15 protein-coding genes are annotated in these 19,260 nt (G+C 42.8%); all 15 read left to right on the top strand.

The features are described from left to right. The first annotated feature begins 261 nt into the window (after nt 1-261). The 15 genes from CZ434_RS11225 (at nt 262) to CZ434_RS11155 (ending at nt 19,218) form a co-directional block, all read left to right on the top strand. Nucleotides 262-930: an aspartate/glutamate racemase family protein gene (locus CZ434_RS11225; protein ID WP_179107247.1), complete on the top strand. Its 669-nt coding sequence runs from the start codon at nt 262-264 to the stop codon at nt 928-930. After that, nucleotides 931-2,424, top strand: coding sequence for an FGGY-family carbohydrate kinase (locus tag CZ434_RS11220; protein WP_077623226.1), 1,494 nt, complete (start codon nt 931-933; stop codon nt 2,422-2,424). A 25-nt stretch (nt 2,425-2,449) separates the two neighbouring features. Further along, the gene (locus CZ434_RS11215; RefSeq protein WP_077623225.1) at nt 2,450-3,367 is read left to right on the top strand and encodes a class II fructose-bisphosphate aldolase; all 918 of its coding nucleotides are present in this window, start codon (nt 2,450-2,452) and stop codon (nt 3,365-3,367) included. 49 nt (nt 3,368-3,416) lie between these two features. After that, nucleotides 3,417-4,070, top strand: a complete 654-nt coding sequence (locus tag CZ434_RS11210) for a class II aldolase/adducin family protein (protein ID WP_245830972.1) — start codon at nt 3,417-3,419, stop codon at nt 4,068-4,070. Next, nucleotides 4,067-5,374 carry a four-carbon acid sugar kinase family protein gene (locus CZ434_RS11205; RefSeq protein ID WP_077623223.1) on the top strand — a complete coding sequence of 436 codons (1,308 nt, stop codon included), beginning with the start codon at nt 4,067-4,069 and terminating at the stop codon, nt 5,372-5,374. The genes CZ434_RS11210 and CZ434_RS11205 overlap by 4 nt, the downstream gene beginning before the upstream one ends. A 20-nt stretch (nt 5,375-5,394) precedes the next feature. Then, complete coding sequence (locus tag CZ434_RS11200) at nt 5,395-6,030, top strand: D-sedoheptulose-7-phosphate isomerase (RefSeq protein ID WP_179107246.1); 636 nt, start codon at nt 5,395-5,397, stop codon at nt 6,028-6,030. Beyond that, nucleotides 6,027-7,025 carry an ROK family protein gene (locus CZ434_RS11195; protein WP_077623221.1) on the top strand — a complete coding sequence of 333 codons (999 nt, stop codon included), beginning with the start codon at nt 6,027-6,029 and terminating at the stop codon, nt 7,023-7,025. The genes CZ434_RS11200 and CZ434_RS11195 overlap by 4 nt, the downstream gene beginning before the upstream one ends. A 25-nt stretch (nt 7,026-7,050) precedes the next feature. Beyond that, the gene (locus CZ434_RS11190) at nt 7,051-8,124 is read left to right on the top strand and encodes a Gfo/Idh/MocA family protein (protein WP_179107245.1); all 1,074 of its coding nucleotides are present in this window, start codon (nt 7,051-7,053) and stop codon (nt 8,122-8,124) included. 24 nt (nt 8,125-8,148) lie between these two features. Next, nucleotides 8,149-8,904 (top strand): sugar phosphate isomerase/epimerase family protein, encoded by a 756-nt coding sequence (locus CZ434_RS11185; RefSeq protein ID WP_077623220.1) that lies wholly within the window; start codon nt 8,149-8,151, stop codon nt 8,902-8,904. Nucleotides 8,905-8,937: 33 nt separating this feature from the next. Then, nucleotides 8,938-12,156 (top strand): FAD-dependent oxidoreductase, encoded by a 3,219-nt coding sequence (locus tag CZ434_RS11180; protein WP_077623219.1) that lies wholly within the window; start codon nt 8,938-8,940, stop codon nt 12,154-12,156. A gap of 18 nt (nt 12,157-12,174) precedes the next feature. Next, the gene (locus tag CZ434_RS11175) at nt 12,175-14,598 is read left to right on the top strand and encodes an alpha-mannosidase (protein ID WP_077623218.1); all 2,424 of its coding nucleotides are present in this window, start codon (nt 12,175-12,177) and stop codon (nt 14,596-14,598) included. Between the two features lie 323 nt (nt 14,599-14,921). Next, a complete protein-coding gene (locus tag CZ434_RS11170) occupies nt 14,922-16,007 on the top strand; it encodes a LacI family DNA-binding transcriptional regulator (RefSeq protein WP_077623217.1) in 1,086 nt (361 codons plus the stop codon). Between the two features lie 22 nt (nt 16,008-16,029). Next, complete coding sequence (locus CZ434_RS11165; protein WP_077623216.1) at nt 16,030-16,917, top strand: carbohydrate ABC transporter permease; 888 nt, start codon at nt 16,030-16,032, stop codon at nt 16,915-16,917. A 3-nt stretch (nt 16,918-16,920) separates the two neighbouring features. Continuing rightward, complete coding sequence (locus tag CZ434_RS11160) at nt 16,921-17,805, top strand: carbohydrate ABC transporter permease (protein ID WP_245830971.1); 885 nt, start codon at nt 16,921-16,923, stop codon at nt 17,803-17,805. A gap of 102 nt (nt 17,806-17,907) precedes the next feature. Then, complete coding sequence (locus tag CZ434_RS11155) at nt 17,908-19,218, top strand: ABC transporter substrate-binding protein (protein WP_077623215.1); 1,311 nt, start codon at nt 17,908-17,910, stop codon at nt 19,216-19,218. Nucleotides 19,219-19,260 lie beyond the last annotated feature (42 nt).

Below are 19,260 nucleotides of genomic sequence, written 5' to 3'. Positions count from 1 at the left end.
AGAGTACTTTGTATATTCATCATTATTCCAACTAATACCATAATAATATTCAAGTTGAAGTGTTTTCAACTAATAAGATTGATTTTCTGTAGTTGATTGTTAAGGATTATAACAGAAATGGAAGTTGGTTATCATGCATATATTTCGGGAAACTGGTTGACTGGTTGGTGGTTTTACCTCATAATATAGTGAAAACAACAGAAATGTTCAAAAAACCACAATATACCACTAATGGGTGATGCAAATGAAGGAGAGGGTAACATGAATAAGAAATTGGCTATAGTTCACACCACCCCTTTGACGGTTGAACCTTTAAAGGCGCTTGCAAAAGATTATATACCGGACTATCAAATCGTGAATTTTGTGGATGATTCTATTTTACCCCAGCTAAATGAAAACGGGGGAAACACGGAAGAGGTAGAAGAACGGCTCATTCAATACATGAGGTATGCAGAACAGGCTGGGGCGGATGTTATCTTGAATGCCTGCTCATCGGTAGGTGAGGTCGCCGCCAAAGCACGTGAACAAATCAATACTCCAGTCGTAAGAATAGATGAACCGATGGCAGAGTTGGCGATTGAAAAAGGAGAAAAAATTGGAGTTGCGGCTACGCTTGCCACCACACTGAACCCGACGATTGCTTTGTTGAGGTCTAAGAGTTATGAATTGAATAAGCAAGTAGAATTCCAGTCACGTATAGCAGGAGAAGCTTATCAATGTTTGCTTGCAGGCGACAAGGATGGCCACGACGAAAAATTGAAAGCGGTTTTATCGGATTTGGCGAGTGAGTCAGATGTCGTAGTTCTGGCACAAGCTTCCATGGCCCGGGTCGTGACGAGTCTTCCTGAAGAAATGCAAGACAAATTTCTATCTAGTCCTGCTTTAGGCATGCAACGTGTGAAGGAGACGATAGAAGGGGCCAAGAGTTAAATGAACCTGTTAGGAATCGATATTGGTACAACACATATAAAAGCCGGTTTGTTTCATGCTGATGGGGAACTGATCCGGCTTGCAATCAGCAACAACCATTCATTTGAAAACGAGGACGGCTGTCATTTCCGCCCCGATGAAATGTGGAAGACTGCTAGACAGGTTATAAACGAGGTGACAGTCGATTTTCAGGACGAAATAGCTTCTATCGGGATAACCAGCATGGCTGAAAGCGGATTGCTTCTGAATAAAGATACTGGTGAATATCTTTCTGAGATTATACCGTGGTTTGACAGGAGGACGGAAAGGATTTCCGAAGAAATTGGTAAAGAGATAGATTCATTGAAACAATTTCAAAAAACCGGTCTCCGTAATAACTATAAGCATGGATTGGCAAAAATTCTGTGGCTGAAAAAGAACAGACCCAATTGTTTAACGAATGCAAAATGGCTGTCGACTTCCGACTTCCTTGCTTACAAATTGACAGGTGAAATCGGGACCGATTATACACTTGCAGCTAGAACGTTTGCATTTCGAATGGACAAAAAGGAATGGGATATTCCCTTGATCCGCCACTTCGGCTTGGATAGTTCCCTTTTTCCTGATGCGAAGCCTTCCGGAACAAAAATGGGAGTATTATCGCCTGAGGCTGCTGGGATGCTCGGTTTGAAACAAGGAGTTCCTGTAGCTGTGTCTGGACATGACCATGTATGTGCAGCCCTGGCAGCAGGAGCTGTAAAGCCGGGGATTGTGCTGGATTCGATGGGGACCGCAGAAACAATCGTAGGTTCACTAGAGGAGAAGAAATTGACACAGGAGGACTATGAATCCGGTTTCAACTTTGGCTGTCACGTACTGTCCGGCCGTTACTTTTGGATGGGAGCGATTCAATCTTCAGGCGGGTCCGTGGAATGGATAAGAAACCAGCTTTCAGATAATCAATTGACTTATGATGCCATTGCTTCATATCTTGATCAGTTCCCAAGTGAACCTACAGGAATTCTGTATTATCCATATCTTGCAGGCAGCGGTTCACCACAGCCAGATGCACAAGCTAAAGGAGCCTTTATTGGATTGAAATCGACCCATCGAAAGGGTGAACTACTAAGAGCCGTTTTGGAAGGAACTGCTTATGAATTTGAACACATGAAAAGAACTGCTGCAGCGCTTGGAATATCAAGGGTTTCTGAATTAATCGCTGTAGGTGGCGGCAGCAAAAACAAGCATTGGTTAAAGATAAAGGCAGATGTATCCAATTGCCCATTGAGCATTCCTTCTTTAGAAGAAGCGTCCTTGTTGGGGGCGGCTGCCATTGCAGGACTGGGCTGTGGGATATATAAGAATGAAGATGAATTGTTGAGCCAGCTGAGCCGGGAAGATGTCCGCTTTGTCACCCCGGATGTCGACAATTATCACAAGTATCGGATTATATTTGAAGAAGGATATATGTCTCTTCAACAACCATTAAGAACCTTTTATCAAAAGAATTTATAAAACCATGAACAAAGGAGCAATCTTTATGACTAAAACAAAATCCAAAAACATTATTACGCTTAAGCAAGCATTAGAACAAGCGGAGAAAGGCAAGTTTGCCATCGGCTCTTTTTCTCCCAGATATACTGATATGATTCTTCCAATTGTAAGGGCAGGTGAAAAAACTAAATCTCCTATTATTGTCCAAATTTCACAAAAAGAATTGGACCGATATGGTATTACTCCAGCAGAATTTGGCGATGTATTCTATCAAACTATGAAAGACGAAAAGATTACGGTGCCCACTGTCCTGCACCTCGATCATACAAAAGAGCTTCAAGTAATCAAGAACGCGATCGAGGCGGGATTTACTTCTGTCATGATGGATGCTTCCGAACATCCGCTTGATAAAAATATCGAAATCAGTGCCGAGGCTGCCGAATTTGCACACTCCAAAGGGGTTTCGATAGAAGCGGAGCTTGGCATGATCGGTACAACCGATTATATCGAAACAGACCGGGATGAGGAGTTGTACACAAATCCTGAGGAGGCTTTGGAATTTGTGAACAGAACTAAGATTGATGCATTAGCTGTGTCAGTCGGTACCGCTCATGGGGTGTACAATGTCAGAAAGCCAACCGTAGATCTGGATCGATTAAAAGCCATCCGATCTTTGACTCCAGTTCATCTAGTACTGCATGGTGGCTCTGGTGTTCCGGCGGAAATGATCCAGGAAGCGATGAAACTGCCAAATGGCGGAATCAGCAAGGTTAATATTGCGACTGACTTGGAACTGAGCCTGCTCAAAGCGCTTAATAGGGAAGAAAGAATGACCAACAAGGAATGCAAAAAACTACCAGCTTTAGAACGTGAGGTAGGGCAATACGCCGTACAACAAACGGTAATCGATAAAATTGAGAATTTCCTGGCTAGTGCAAATCATGCGGAAGATTTTCAATTGTAATCAAGGGCATTGATAGAGTCGATTCTGGAGTGAGGAGTATATGTCGGAAATGAGAATAGTTAAGGAACAACTTTGTAACGTCGGCCGGTACATGATGGACAATCGCTTGGCTTGGGGAAATGCTGGTAATATTAGCGCCAAAACGGTAGATGACCGGTTTTTGATAACAGCAAGCGGCACGTATTTAGGAGAATTGGAACAAGATGATTTGGTGGAATGCCGAATCGGCGGGAAAAAAACGACAGGGGGGAAGAAACCCTCCAAAGAAGTCCCCATGCATCAGGCTGTTTATGAACAGCGGTCCGATATAAAAGTGATACTGCATGCTTCCCCTTTTTACAGTACGCTCGCCGCCTGTTCCAATTTGGAAATACCATCTGACTGGTTTGTGGAATCTATGTACTATCTGGAAAGAATCGAGCGTGTAGGCTATCATCATCCCGGTTCTGAACAACTCGGAGAAGCTGTTAAGGAAAAGGCATCTAAAGCCAATATTTTATTGTTGGAAAACCACGGCGTCCTAGTCTATGACACTAGTATAAAAGAAGCGAGAATGGCATTACAGACGCTGGAATACACATGCCGGATGCTGCTGACATCCAGAAGCAGTTCTGTGGAGATGAACAGTCTGCCAGAAGATAAGGTGGATGATTTTCTGCACCATTCTGGCTACAAACCAAGAAGAGAGTGGGATGAACAATGATCGGAGTTATCGCAGACGATATTACTGGCTCCAATGACATAGGAGCCATGTTCAGTAAATCTGATTATCTTGTAGACATCTACAGCTACCACCCTTCCGTAGGAAGTCAAATCACCGGGGATAAGCCGGATGTGTTAATATTTGACACCGATTCCCGCCTTGATAATGCTGATACGGCCTATCAAAAGGTTTACGAAGCCACTAAAGATATTCAAAAGGCCGGGGCAAACCAGTTTATCAATAAAACGTGTTCTGTGTTCCGAGGAAATATTGGAGCGGAGTTTGACGCAATGCTTGATGCGTTGAATGAAGAATTTGCCATTGTTGTCCTGGGTTTTCCGAAAAACGGCAGAACAACGGTCAATTCGGAACATTATGTTTATGGAGAAAAACTGGAGGACTCGCAATTTAAACAAGACCCGGTTCATCCGATGAATCGGTCCAATTTGGTGGAAATTTTACAGTCGCAAACAAAACGTCGTGTTATCGGGATTCCATACCCTGTTATCAAGGAAGGTGCCGGAGCTATCAAAAGCAGGTTACACCAATTAAAGAAAGAGAAATCTGTCCAATACGTGATTTTGGATGTTACGGAGCAGGAAGATTTGTATGAGATCGCCCAAGCTGTACACGAGGAAAAAGTGATTTGTGGCAGTTCGGCGTTAGGAGAAGAGATTCCAAAAGTAAAAGACGCTCTTAACAAAAAAGAAAACAACATTCCATTGCCAGTTAACATTATGGAGAAGGGGATTTTTTGTGCAGCTGGAAGTCTGACTCCGCAAACATCAGAGCAAATAGAGTATATGAAAAAAACTGGAAATACCGTGTTGGAATTAGATACGGCAGTAATAATCGGGAAAGAAAATAAGGAAGAAACAGTCCGGAAATTCATCCGCCTGATTGTTGATGAAATGAACAAAGGGAGTAATGTTATTCTACATTCTTCAAATACCCCGGAAAAAGTGAGAATCACCAAAGAATTGGGAGGAAGCAGGGGCTGGACCAATACAGAAATTTCGCGTTTTGTCTCGGAAACGATTGCAGGAATTACAGCTGGTGTACTTGAACATACAGGTCAAAGGCTGTTTGTGGTTGCAGGTGGAGACACCTCTGCAGCAGTATGTAAGATGCTAGGTATTAAAGGAATGAGAGTGTGGAAAGAGATTCAGCCAGGATTGCCTTCATGTCTATCACAGACAGATCCTTCTTACCTGTTTGTGTTAAAGTCAGGTAGTTTCGGAGATCGCACATTCTTGGAAACAACATTTAATCACTTGCGAGAGGAAGCTGCAGCTCATACTTAAACAAAAAAGGAGGGATTATAGTGAATAAGGAAACGGATAAACTCATTAACAAATACCCGGAATTGGATGTTTGCGGGAAAGATATAGAAAACGCATTCACAATCTTAACAGAAAGCTTCAGAAAGAATGGTAAGCTGTTATTGTGCGGAAACGGCGGGAGTGCTGCCGACTGTGAACATATAGTCGGCGAATTAATGAAAGGGTTTACGCTTCAGCGGCCGGTGGATGCTGAGTTCAGAAAGCAACTGAGTCACGTCGATTCATTGGAAGCCGATTATATTGCCGATAACCTGCAACAAGCTTTACCGGCTATATCCCTTGCCAGTCAGTCCGCTCTCATGACGGCGTTTGCGAATGATGTCGCCGCTGACATGGTGTATGCCCAACAAGTATACGGCTATGGAAATAGCGGGGATGTGTTGATAGCTATAAGCACTTCAGGCAACTCGAACAATGTGCTAAAAGCTGTCAAGGTAGCGAAATCACTGGGGGTGAAGACGATCGGATTGACTGGGGAAAGTGGTGGCAGGATGAAGGATGTTTGTGATGTCACGATTTGTGTTCCGTATCAGGAGACTTTGGATATTCAGGAAAGACATCTACCAATCTACCATACCCTCTGCATCATGCTGGAAAAGGAGTTTTTTAAACAATGACCATAATAGCTGGATTGGATATTGGCGGAACAAAATGTGCGGTGTTGATCGGCGAGTTGTCTGGCGATGAGGTGAATACGGTCGAAAGAGTGGAGTTCCCGACACCGGATACTCCCGAAAAGGCCATCAAAAGCATGACTGACACACTGGATCAACTGTTGGAGAGGCATCAGATTCATACATTGGCTTCCATCGGAATTAGCTGTGGAGGCCCGTTGAACAGTAAGAAAGGTCTAATTGTAGCACCGCCGAATTTGCCTGGTTGGGAAAACATTGAAATAGTCAAAATGCTGGAAGAGATATACCATATTCCGGTCGCCTTACAAAATGATGCAAATGCCGGTGCCATGGCTGAATGGAAGTGGGGCGCGGGTAAAGGCACCGAAAACATGATTTTCCTCACATTTGGAACGGGAATGGGGGCTGGGCTCATCCTGAATGGCCAGTTATATTCCGGGACTAATGATTTAGCAGGTGAAGTAGGCCATATCAGGCTTGCGGAGGAAGGTCCGGTAGGGTTCGGGAAGGCAGGCTCTTTTGAAGGCTTCTGTAGTGGAGGCGGAATCGCCAGGCTCGCTGCAATAATGGCTGAAAAAGCCATTGGAGAAGGAAAAACACCCTTATTTTGTCCGAGGCTCGATGAGCTTGGGAACATAACCACCAAAAAGGTCGGTCTCGCCGCTCAAGCTGGTGATGAACTGGCATTGGAAGTTTTCTCTATTGTAGGATTCCGGTTAGGAAGGGGACTTGCTCTACTGGTGGATATCTTGAATCCGGAAAAGATTGTGATCGGAAGTATCTATGGGAGACAGCAAAAGATATTAGAGCCATTGGTCCTTCAAGAACTGGAAAAGGAAGCGATTGGCTTGTCTTTGTCAGTATGCGAAATAACGCCTACAGGTCTTGGTGAGCGAATAGGTGATTTGGCTAGTTTTTCTGTCGCTCTTCTGGCATTAGAGAAAGCAGCTAATATAAAGCCTGGATTGGAATTATAACTAATTGCATTTATGGAGGTATATTATGGAAAAAATGAAAGTTGGAATTATCGGCTGTGGAAATATTAGTACGATTTACTTTAACAATTGCAGAACATATGGATCACTGGATATTGTAGCATGTGCTGATTTAGATATCGAAAGAGCGAAGGAGAAGGCGGAAGAATACGACGTGAAAGCATACACAGTCGATGAACTGCTGTCAGATAAGGATATCGATATCGTGTTAAACCTAACAATACCAAGCGCCCACAGTGAAGTGGCATTAGCGGCACTTGAAGCCGGGAAGCATGTCTATACAGAGAAGCCATTGGCTGTATCGTTGGAAGAAGGAAAGAAAGTAATCGGAACAGCTAATAAAAAAGGTCTTCGGGTAGGAGGAGCCCCTGACACATTCTTGGGTGGAGGAATTCAGACAGCAATTAAATTAATTCAAGACGGTTGGATCGGCCGGCCAGTTGCAGCAAATGCTTTCTTTATGAGCAGTGGTATGGAAGAGTGGCACCCAAATCCGGATTTCTTTTATCAAACTGGGGGCGGTCCGATGTTTGATATGGGACCTTATTATCTTACTGCACTTATTTCGTTGATTGGTCCGGTGAAAAGGGTTACAGGGTCGACTAGCATATCTTTCCCTGAACGAGAGACACCTGAAGGACGTAAAATTCCAGTCGAAGTACCTACACATATATCTGGTGTGCTGGATTTCGAAAATGGAGCTGTGGGAACCTTGGTAACAAGCTTTGACTCCTGGGGAAATACTTTGCCTAGGATCGAAGTGTACGGAGAATATGGAACATTAAGCATTCCTGATCCGAACACATTCGGTGGTTCTGTAAAATATCGTCGAAAAGGGGAAAAAGAATTTGCTGAAGTGCCTCTTACTCATGGATATCGGTCAAACAGCCGCGGAATCGGACTTGCCGATATGGCGAAATCGATACTGGAGGAGCGCGAGCATCGAGCGAATGGTAACTTGACTTACCACGTATTGGAGATCATGCATGGATTCCATTTGGCCTCATCAGATGGAAAACATTATCAGCTGACAAGCTCTGCAGCTCGTCCACCAGTATTAGACATGATGGAAAAATTTTAATTAACGAGAGGGAAAGGTGATTCTATGACTGAAATAGGACTTCAATTATTTTCTGTAAGGGAAAAGACAGAGAAAGATTTGGTCGGTACGATTCGCAAACTTGCCAGTTATGGATATGACAGCCTGCAGTTTGCCGGCTTCTTTGAGACCCCCGCAGAAGAATTGAGAGCAGTGTTAGAGGAAGAGAAAGTGAAAGTTGCAGGCGTACATACAGGTTTGCACCAGCTGCAAGGCAGTGAGCTCGAACAAACGCTTCAGTTTAATGAAACTATAGGAAATGACCTGTTGATCTGTCCTGTCCTTCCTAAACAGATGCGTGGGACTGGTGATGATTATAAACAGACAGCAGAACGTTTAAATGAAGTAGGTGAAGAATGCAGGAAAGCTGGTTTTACATTTGGGTATCACAACCACAACTGGGAATTCGAACAGTACGGCGGGAAAACAGGATTTGATCTGTTGTTTGAGAACACCGATCCAGAACTGGTAAAAATGGAGTTGGATTGTTACTGGGCTTCCTATGCCGGTCATGATCCAGCAGAAATTATGGAAAAATATAAGAACCGGTGTATTTCCCTCCATCTAAAAGACATGAAAATGGAAAGCGGCAACAAAACAAGTACAGAAATTGGAACAGGTATATTAGATCTAAACCAATTTATTGAGACAGGCAAAAGGAACGGGGTTGGCTGGTTCATCATAGAACAAGAAGATTATGATCGCAATCCGATGGATGTAGCAAAGGATAATTTGGAAAACCTGAAAAAACAACTAAAATAAAATGGGAACGTTCCCGTCGAAAAGGATGTTTATATGACTGTAAACGAGTCTGGATCTGACTATTTGAACCAACAAAAGGAAGTCCAAATCCCCAGTCGGGAGTTGCCGATTTTGTTTGATGTAGATGTGGCGATTGTGGGTGGTTCTTTTGCGGCAGTATCTGCAGCATTAAAACTGGCTGATGCAGGAAAACAAGTTGCCATCATAGAATCGAGGACATATTTAGGTCGGGAAGTGACAGCGACCCTCCGTCCATGGCTGGACGCTTCTAGACCGTTTAATTTCAATGAGTTGCCGGAAGTTCTTCAAGCTGTGGCAAGCCGGGGGACGAAAAGGGACGGAGAGATTGCCCTCTATATGGATCATGTTAAGACCACTTTGGAAAACTTATTGCTAAATAAAGACATTAAACTTCTCTATGCAAGCAGTGCAACTGGTTTTTATACTGATGAGAACGGAAGGAAAATGGTTGTCACAGGTAATAAATCGGGGAGGCAGGTTATTAAATCGGATATAGTCATCGATGCGACTGAGTCTGCAAGTGTGTTGAAATTAGCTGGTGAGCAGTTTGAACAGGCCGATGCTTCCTGGTATAGTTTCTGGAAAACGATCGAGTTATACAGGGCTGAAGAAATAATAGGTAAAGAAGTAAAGCTGCCAGAAGAAGTTGGGATTGAGAACAATACAGCTTATGTCCATCAAGGATATGCGGAAAATGGTCATGTATTTTTGGAATTTAAACTTAAAATGGATAAATCTGATAAGGAAACTGTCTCAGAGCAAGTGATGGATTACGAGGTTGCTTCAAGACATACGATGATGCGGTTGGCTGAATATCTTCTGCAGGAGCACAAAGCGTGCCAAAATGCTTACTTAGCCGCCTCCTCCTATGAACTTCAGTCTGAACAAATTCCTCGGTTGAAGCTTGATCTATCTGAAACATCCGCTCAAAAAATGAATCATGGAGCAAGGCTTGACGGTTTTGCTTCCACTGATCAAAGATTATGGTGCTTGAATGAAGCGGCAAGACTTGAGGACGCTGGTTTGCTATTTGCTAACCCCATCACCTCAAGTCAACTTGGTATAGAATTGGCGGAATTATTGATCAGTAAGTGGGAAGATTTCATGCGATTCTGCGGAGAACCGTCACAGCAAAAGCTTCCTGATAAAGCTGAAGTTAAGTACCGGATTTCTGAGTTGGAACAGCCCCAACAAGGCCGGCAATACCAAAAACACATGGTCCCTGGCCAGGGTGTTCCGATTGTCCATCAGACAGAGGTTTTAGTGGTAGGCGGCGGTACAAGCGGGGCTACAGCCGCTATCACATCTGCTAAAGAAGGGATGGAAACACTTTTGCTGGAAATGAATCCAGGTCTGGGTGGAACTGGGACTTTAGGTGCGGTGGACAGTTATTGGTTCGGCCGTCGGGTAGGGTTCAATCGTTTTGTGACGGAAAAAGTAAATGAAGTTCAAAAGAAAATCAATCATCATAGTCCAAAATGGAATATTGAAGCAAAAATGTATGCACTTTTAAAAGAAGCAGAAAAAGCTGGCGTTCAAACGTATTTCAATACGAAAATAATCGGAACGATCATGGAAGAAAACAGAGTCAGAGGAGTAGTGGCAGTAAACGCTTATGGACCGTTTGCCGTGATGGCAGATGCAGTAATCGATGCGACAGGCGACGGGGACGTAGCAGCTTTCGCCGGGGCAGAATATATCTATGGATCTGAACGCGATCATATTGTGATGTGGTATTCACTGGCTCAATTTGCGAAGCCGGGCAGGTCGCAAAACAATTTTACAAGCATGGTCGATATCTCCAATGTCGAGGATTATACACGGGCTATTCTCGACGGCCGAAGAAGAAAGCGTAAAAGGGATGTCCATGACCATGGCATATACGTTGCTTCAAGGGAAACCAGGCATGTATTGGGAGAAGAAGTGCTGACTTTGACAGACCAGCTTAGGTACCGGCAATGGGATGATGTGATTAATATACACTTCAGTAATCATGATATGAAGGGTAAAAACGGAGCGGATTGGATGCATTTAGGACTGATTCCTCCGAATTTGGAAATTGAAATTCCATACCAGATCTTACTTCCGAAAGGTCTGGAAGGGATTTTGATCGCCGGTAAAGCAGTTTCAGCTACTCATGATGCATTTGCGGCAATCAGAATGCAGTCGGATCTAGAAAACTTGGGTGGTGTAACTGCAATTGCTGCGGCACAAGCCGTTCGCACTCGACAACTGCCAAGAGATATTGATATCAGAGCACTGCAGAAGCGCTTGATAAAAGAGGAGTTGCTTCCTGAAGCCGTCCTGTCGCGCACCGTTGAAACGAAACAATATGAAGGGCATGAACTGGAAGCATTAGTGGAATCGTTGACTGGAGAAGAACCGCTGTATATGTATGCAGACATGGAAATGGATGAAGTCTTTACGGAACGAATCCCGATTGTGGAAGTATGCACTGCAGGACCAGCTATTATTCCATACTTGGAAAAAGGTTTAGACAAAGCGCTGGAGAATGGCGATACCAACAGACAAGTCGTCCTAGCACAATCCCTGGCGATGTACGAATCATCTTACGGGTATGGTGTATTGGAAAGAGAGATTGAGCGAGAGTTATCGAAGGACTACTTACCGGTAAGAGATAATATAATCCGTCATACACAGCTTCCTCCGGACCAAGGAGCGATGCCTGATGTTGTTTATTTAATCTATACAATTGGTATGACAAGAGATAAACGAAGTCTGTCAATTTGGGAAAAAGTTGCAGACAGGATAAGACCTACCGAGGATAATTTAAAAGATATGCTGAAGGGGACTTTCTATTATGTAGACGCCGTCTGTTACGGGGCTGAGCGATTGGCTGATCCAGACTGTATCCCTATTTTGGAAAAACTCTATCAACATGATAACTTAAAAAGCCAGTTGCGAAGCTCTGGTGTGGAGCCGGATTATTTTAAAGAACGGCAGGCGATGCTTGATTTAAGTATAGCTCGTGCTCTTGCACGATGCGGAGGGAAAGAAGGATATCAAGTATTAATTGATTACCTGGAAGATTCTCGTGCCCTTTTGGCCGAACAGGCTCATACCGAATTAAAGCGGCTCACGGAGAAAGATTTCCAGAAAAACAAGCGGCAATGGTTGTCTTATTTAGAGGCAATTGCACATAATCTCGAACCTCGACCGCTAACACTTAAACTAGATATAAAAGATGATGTCACAGCAAATTTCATATAACCAGGGGAGGAATTCACAATGAAAGATAAATCGCTTCATATGATTGGGAATGCACATTTGGATCCAGTGTGGCTATGGCAATGGCAGGAAGGGTTTCAAGAGACAAAAGCAACTTTCCGTTCTGCACTTGATAGATTAGCAGAATATGATGATTTTGTTTTTACTTCCAGTTCTGCTGTCATGTATGAATGGGTAGAAAAAAACGCTCCTGCCATGTTCGAGGAGATCAAAGAAAAAATCCAAGAGGGAAGATGGGTTATTTGCGGGGGTTGGTGGCTTCAGCCGGACTGCAATATACCTAGTGGGGAATCGTTTGTAAGACAAGGCTTGTACGGTCAGCATTATTTCCAGGAAAAGTTCGGTGTTACTGCAAAGGTGGGATATAACGTAGACAGCTTCGGGCATGCGGGTATGCTGCCGCAGATTTTGAAGAAAAGCGGGATGGATCACTACGTATTCATGCGGCCCGGCCCTCACGAAAAAGGGCTTCCGGGACGTCTGTTCTGGTGGGAGTCTGATGACGGTTCAAGAGTGACGACTTTCCAAATTCCTTTTGAATATACAACATGGGGGCAGGATCTGGAACAGCATATCAACAGGTGTTCGAAAGAGATAAAAGAACCATTTAATGATTTGATGAGTTTTTACGGAGTTGGAAATCACGGTGGTGGACCGACAAAGGAAAATATTGAAAGCATTAAACGGTTGAATGAACGGGAAGATATGCCGAATTTAATTTTTAGTTCGCCAAATCAATTCTTTGAAGATGTCAAGAAGCAGGAAGCTCCTCTTCCGACAGTCCATCATGATCTTCAAAATCACGCCAAAGGTTGTTATTCTGTCCACTCTGGTATCAAAAAATGGAACAGAGAGGCAGAGAACCTACTGGCAAAAGCAGAAAAAATGTCTGTAATAGCTAAAAAGACAACTGGTCAGCCTTATCCGGCAGACTTCAAGGAAGCTTGGAAAAATGTCATGTTCAATCAGTTTCATGATATTTTAGCTGGAACTAGTTTGGAAGATGCGTATGAAGATGCCCGTAATATGCATGGAGAAGCGATGTCAATAACCGAACGGGGCCTTAATTATGCTGTTCAATCCTTGGCTTGGAATATCCATATAGAACAAGATGAATCCATGCTGCCGATTGTCGTTTTCAATCCTCATTCATGGGAGATCAACACGAATGTAGAAGTGGAATTTAAAAAGTGGAAAGAGGACCAAATACTTACCGATGAAAAGGGAAAACAGATACCTGTTCAGGTAGTTCAGTCCAAGGCCACAGCAAATGGACGAAACCGGTTAAGTTTCATGGCAACAGTACCTGCAATGGGGTACCGGGTCTATAAAGTAGTTTCTAACGCTGCACCAGAACAGTTTGAAACCATAAAGGCCAATGATTATATCATGGAAAATGCCCGCTACCGGCTTGAAATCAATCCAGACAATGGATTTATAAGCAGTCTGTATGATAAAGAAAAACAATATGAATTGTTTACTTCTGATGCAGCTAGACCTGTAGTCGTTAACGATACAAGCGATACCTGGTCACATGATGTCGTCCGATATGCCGATGTAGCGGGAGAGTTTAAGGCGAAGAGTATCCAGCGTATCGAACATGGGCCAGTGAAGTCTGTTATTCGTGTCGTTAGCGAATACGGATCGTCTAAGCTGGTTCAGGATTTTGCCATGTACAAGGATGAAAATCATATTGATGTGGATGTAATGGTTGATTGGAGAGAGAAGTTCAAAGTATTGAAATTGAAGTATCCTGTCAATTTAGTACATCGCAAAGCTACTTATGAAATACCTTACGGGCACATCATCCGTGAGGCTAATGGTGAAGAACAGGTCGGACAAAGCTGGATCGATGTATCAGGAACAGTCAAAGCGACGGGCGGCAGATATGGACTGAGTATCGCCAATAATGCAAAATACAGCTATGATGTCGATGGCAATGAATTAAGCCTTACGGTATTAAGAAGTCCGATCTATGCCCATCATGATCCATTAATTCCAGATCCGGACGGACATTATTCCTTTATTGATCAAGGTATCCAACGATTCAGATACAGTCTGCTTCCACATGAAGACAGCTGGGAGGAAGCTTTGACAGTCAAACACGCAGCTGAATTGAACCAAAGTCCAGTAGCTTTGATTGAAACATACCATGAAGGAGTACTGCCGCAAGTGGATTCTTATGTTTCAGTTGACCAGGATAATATCATCATAAGTGCCATGAAACAAGCGGAAGACAACGAAGATATCATCATCAGGTGCTATGAGACGAATAATAGGGCAGTAAAAGCATCTATCAAACTCTCAAACTGGGACAGGATAATAGATGCGGACTTCGGCCCTTGTGAAATCAAAACATTCAGAGTTCCATCCGACCCGTCAAAACCAGTCACTGAAACCAATCTACTTGAATGGGAGCAGTAAAGCCCCCGTTACCAAATAAGGAGACCCTAAAATAAAGGGTCTCCTTTATTTTTTCTCTGATAGGCACTCTGATAAACAAATTAATCCCAACCTTCAATTTATTACATTTATTGGACTTTTAGTTTTTTTTAGATTTATATTGTTGTTTATTTGCTTTAAATATTATTATTGTGACCAATTTATGTTGTATTTTTGACCGATTATGCAAAAATGTTGTTGATTACATAATGAATATGAGGTAAAATTTAACCAAGTTAATAAATAGGAACGTTCCCGAAATGAAATGAGCTGATAATGGGAGACTTAACCAGAAGAAAGAGGTATTGTACCTGGCCGGAAGTGGGAACGGTTCGATTTTGATTAAACGGAAAGCGTTTACAGATAGTGTGAAGGTAGGAGATCACATGGGAAACCCGACAATCAATGATGTTGCCAGAGTTGCTAAAACGTCGAAGAGTACAGTCTCGCGCTTCTTGAATGGCTATACCGTGAAAAAAGAGACAGAACAGGCTCTAAGGTCAGCCATTAAAGAACTGAAGTATCATCCCAATGTCAATGCAAGAAGGCTGGTGAAAAACCACACGAGAGCCATCGGTATTGTTGTAGATGACATTGCCAACAATTTTTACTCCGATATTTTAAGAGGGATAGAAATGGTGGCTAACTCACATGGTTATCAGTGCATCTATTACAGCAGAACGTCCAACTATCAAGGGGAGTACGGCTTTATGGATTTAGCTCAGGAAAGGCAGGTCGACGGATTAATTCTGGTCAGCTTCTTAAAACGTTCGCGCGGGTTGATAGAAAAGGTCAAAGCGTTATCTACGCCTATCGTTCTCATAGGTGACACGAACAAGAACGACAGTGTGTCTTCCGTCGATGTGGATAATGAGTTTGGTATTAGAGAGGTTGTCCATTATCTGCACAGAATCGGCCATAGGAAAATTGGTTACATAAGCGGCCCGGAAGAGTTCTCTTCTACTTATTGGCGCAGAAAGGGTTATGAAGGAGCATTGGAGAATCTGCACCTCAAAAGCGATCCATCTTGGATTGTAGCCTCCAATTGGTCCGAAGAAGGCGGGCACCGGGCGATGAGAGAACTGCTTAATATAAACGGGATTACTGCAGTGATTGCTTCTAATGATGAAACTGCTATCGGAGCATTACTTTGTGCCAACGAACTGGGATATCAGGTCCCTTTGGATATTTCCGTTGTAGGCTTTGATGATATTCCCGTGTCGAAGTGGGTCTATCCGCCTTTGACCACTGTCAAACAGCCTCTCTATCAAATGGGGGAAAAGGCCGGGCTTGAATTGATTAAGAAGTTGAATGGTGAGAAAGAAAGACTTCCAGAACGATTGTTAATAAAGCCTAAGTTAATCGCACGGCAATCATGCAGGAATTTATGATTTTCGAAGGAGGATACATTGTATGTTTAAAAGCAAGATAGATAAAAATCCACATGGATATTTATTCATTGCCCCATTTTTTATCAGCTTTTTCGTTTTCGGACTCGGTCCTATCTTATATTCCTTTTACTTAAGTTTTACGAATTGGGAGGGTTTTAATGAGCCGGTATTTGTCGGTCTTGCCAACTATGAAAGGTTGATACATGATGGACTTTTCTTTAAGTCTATTTGGAACACATTAATTATTTGGATATTTTCCATCATTCCCCAGTTGACGATAGCACTTACGCTTGCGCTAGTACTACATGAAAAGTTTATCAAAGGAAGACACTTATTCCACGCAATCTTTTATTTTCCAAACATTATCACCCCGATTACCCTAGGTGTAATGTTCGCCTTGATGTTTGATTGGCAGACAGGAAGCATAAACAAATTTCTGGAAACAATAGGACTGATCAATGAACCTGTATACTGGCTTAATGATCCATGGCTGGCGAGAATAATTGTAGCACTTACGATGATGTTTCAAAACTTCGGCTTTAACATGTTAGTCTTTTTAGCAGGATTGCAAGCGATTCCAAATGATTTGTATGAAGCGGCTGAAATTGACGGTGCTTCCAAGTTTCAAACTGCAATCCGGATAACGATTCCATTGATAAGACCTGTACTGATATTTACCTTAATTACCTCTGTAATTGGCGGGCTGCAAATCTTTGATGCCCCATTAATGATCGGTAAAGGTCCGGATAATTCTACACTTACCATGATTATGAATTTATACGAAGCTGCGTTTGTTCGTTATGACTATGGTTATGGAGCAACCATCGCTTATGGTACATTCGTCGTCATAGCGATTGCCACGGTTATCACCTTTTTGATTCCTGGTGTCAGAAAGAAAAAGGAGGCATAAAACATGAAAGATTCAGTGGATATGAAGCCGTCCCAAATAACTGAAGACGACATAAAGAGAAACCGCCGCAATGGTTTAATCATTAAAACGATCATTTGGATCATGCTAGTAATTGCGGCAGTAATCTGTTTAATCCCTTTTTACAGCATGATTATAACATCGACCCATCCAAACTCGGAGATTACGCGGAGATTATTGTTATTACCTGGCGATAAATTCATGGCCAACTATCAAAGATTGATAGATGTTGTTCCTATTTGGAGAGGTTTTATGAACAGTCTGTTTATTACGGTTGTTTCTACTATTCTCGGTTTATACTTTTCCGCTTTAAGCGGCTATGGATTTTCCAAGTATCAATTTAAAGGGAACTCGATTCTATTTGCAGCTGTTTTAGGAACGATGATGGTCCCTGGCCAATTAGGAATCATTGGTTTTTTTCGGTTGATGAACGAAGCTGGTCTGATCAATACTTATTGGCCGATCATTCTGCCATCAATTAGTAATGCGTTTGCTTTATTCTTCTTTAAGCAAGTAGCTGATAACTCGGTTCCTAAAGAAATGCTCGAAGCTGCCCGGATTGACGGCAGCAGTGAACTTACCATTTTTCACAGAATCGGCCTGCCTTTGATGGGGCCTTCTCTGGCAACTTTGGGAATCTTTCTGTTCATTGGAAAGTGGAATGAATTCTTACAGCCTATGATTCTATTGTTCGATAATGAACTTCAAACACTTCCAGTAATGATCGCCAGTGTCCGGAGTCAGTTCAATGTCGATTATGGCGCGCAATATGTAGGGATTGTCATCTCGATTATCCCAATTCTGATAGTCTTTGCTATATTTTCTAAGCAAATCATCGGCAATGTTATGGCAGGGGCTGTGAAAGAATAATTTTTCCCGGATTGAAAGGGGTGATTGCAGAGAGAGTGCCGGCTGAAGTGAGGAAATGACTGATTTATCATGTGACTATTATATATTCAAGGGGGATTTAATGTGAGACATTGGAAAATATTCAGTTTGTTGCTAACAGCAATTTTGCTTAGTGGAGTTTTGGCTGCTTGTTCATCAGATTCAGAAACCAGCTCAGATGAATCTGATATTTCAAATAAGGGTTCAGAACCAGCATCACCTGAAGAAATGGAGGGAGAACTGAACATTTGGACATTCTTTGGGGACGTTGAAAAAATGGGAGAAAAATTTGAAGAAAAGTACCCGAATGTCAATGTGAATGTAAGCGTGTTCCCTGGCGATCAATATCAGACTAAATTAATGAATGCAATCAACACTAAGACAGATGTACCAGATATTTTTGACCTTGAAAGAAGTTATATGGGCAAATTCATCAACCAGCCATTTGTAGCAGACCTTTCTGCCATGGGGGCGGATGAATTAACGGAAGATTATGTACCGTATGTGAAAGAATTGGGGATGGGGGAAGATGGATCGATTCGTGCAATATCCGATCACTCTTCACCAGGTGCTTTTTGGTACCATCGTGACTTGGCTAAAGAATATCTAGGAACCGATGATCCGGAAGAAGTTTCGGAAATGGTCAGCAGTTGGGACAAAATTGTGGAGCTCGGGCAAAAGGTACAGGAAGAGAGCAATGGGGATGTACATCTTATTTCCCATTTTGGCGATGTATTTAATACTGAGAAATCTAATCAGGAAATGTGGGTGCAAGACGGCAAACTGGAAATCGATCCTCAATGGGAAGATGTTTTTAACAAGATGAATACTGTGAGAGAAGAGGGTGTTGATGCGAAACTCGGATTTATGTCAGGCGGATGGGGAGATGCACTAAATGACGGCGGCGTGATAATGTTTGCCAACCCTGCATGGGCAGGTTTTATGGTGAATAATGAAGACGGTGCGGCAGAAGGAAAGTATGGTCTCGCCAAGACTCCAAGCGGTTATTTTGAAGGTGGAACATACCGTGCGATTTATGAACAATCAGAGAACAAAGATTTGGCATATGAATTCGTGAAGTTTATTGCTAGCGAAGAATGGCAGCAATACAACCTTGAGGAGACCGGAAATATGCCGGCGCTCAAATCGATTTATGAAGAAAACGGTGATTCATTTACACATCCATTCTTCGGAGATCAAAAAATCCTGAACACTTATTATGACTTAGTAATGGATATTCCTGCAAAAAGGGCGACAACCAATAACAATGATATAACCACCCTTTGGTATGATGCAGCAGCTGAAGCAATCGACAGTGGTGAAGACTACCAGCAAGCCTTGAGTGAATTTAAAGCTTCTGTTCAGAACGGTTATCCGGAAATTGAAGTAGAGTAATCCAGTGGACGGCTGCTAATTCTGCAGCCGTCTGCTCTATAA

Origin of the sequence: Sediminibacillus massiliensis, from assembly GCF_900156915.1 — a bacterium.
In the GTDB taxonomy this organism is placed as follows: Bacteria; Bacillota; Bacilli; order Bacillales; family Amphibacillaceae; genus Sediminibacillus_A; species Sediminibacillus_A massiliensis.
The sequence above is the reverse complement of the archived record's forward strand: the minus strand, read 5'-3'. Positions and strand labels throughout refer to the sequence as shown.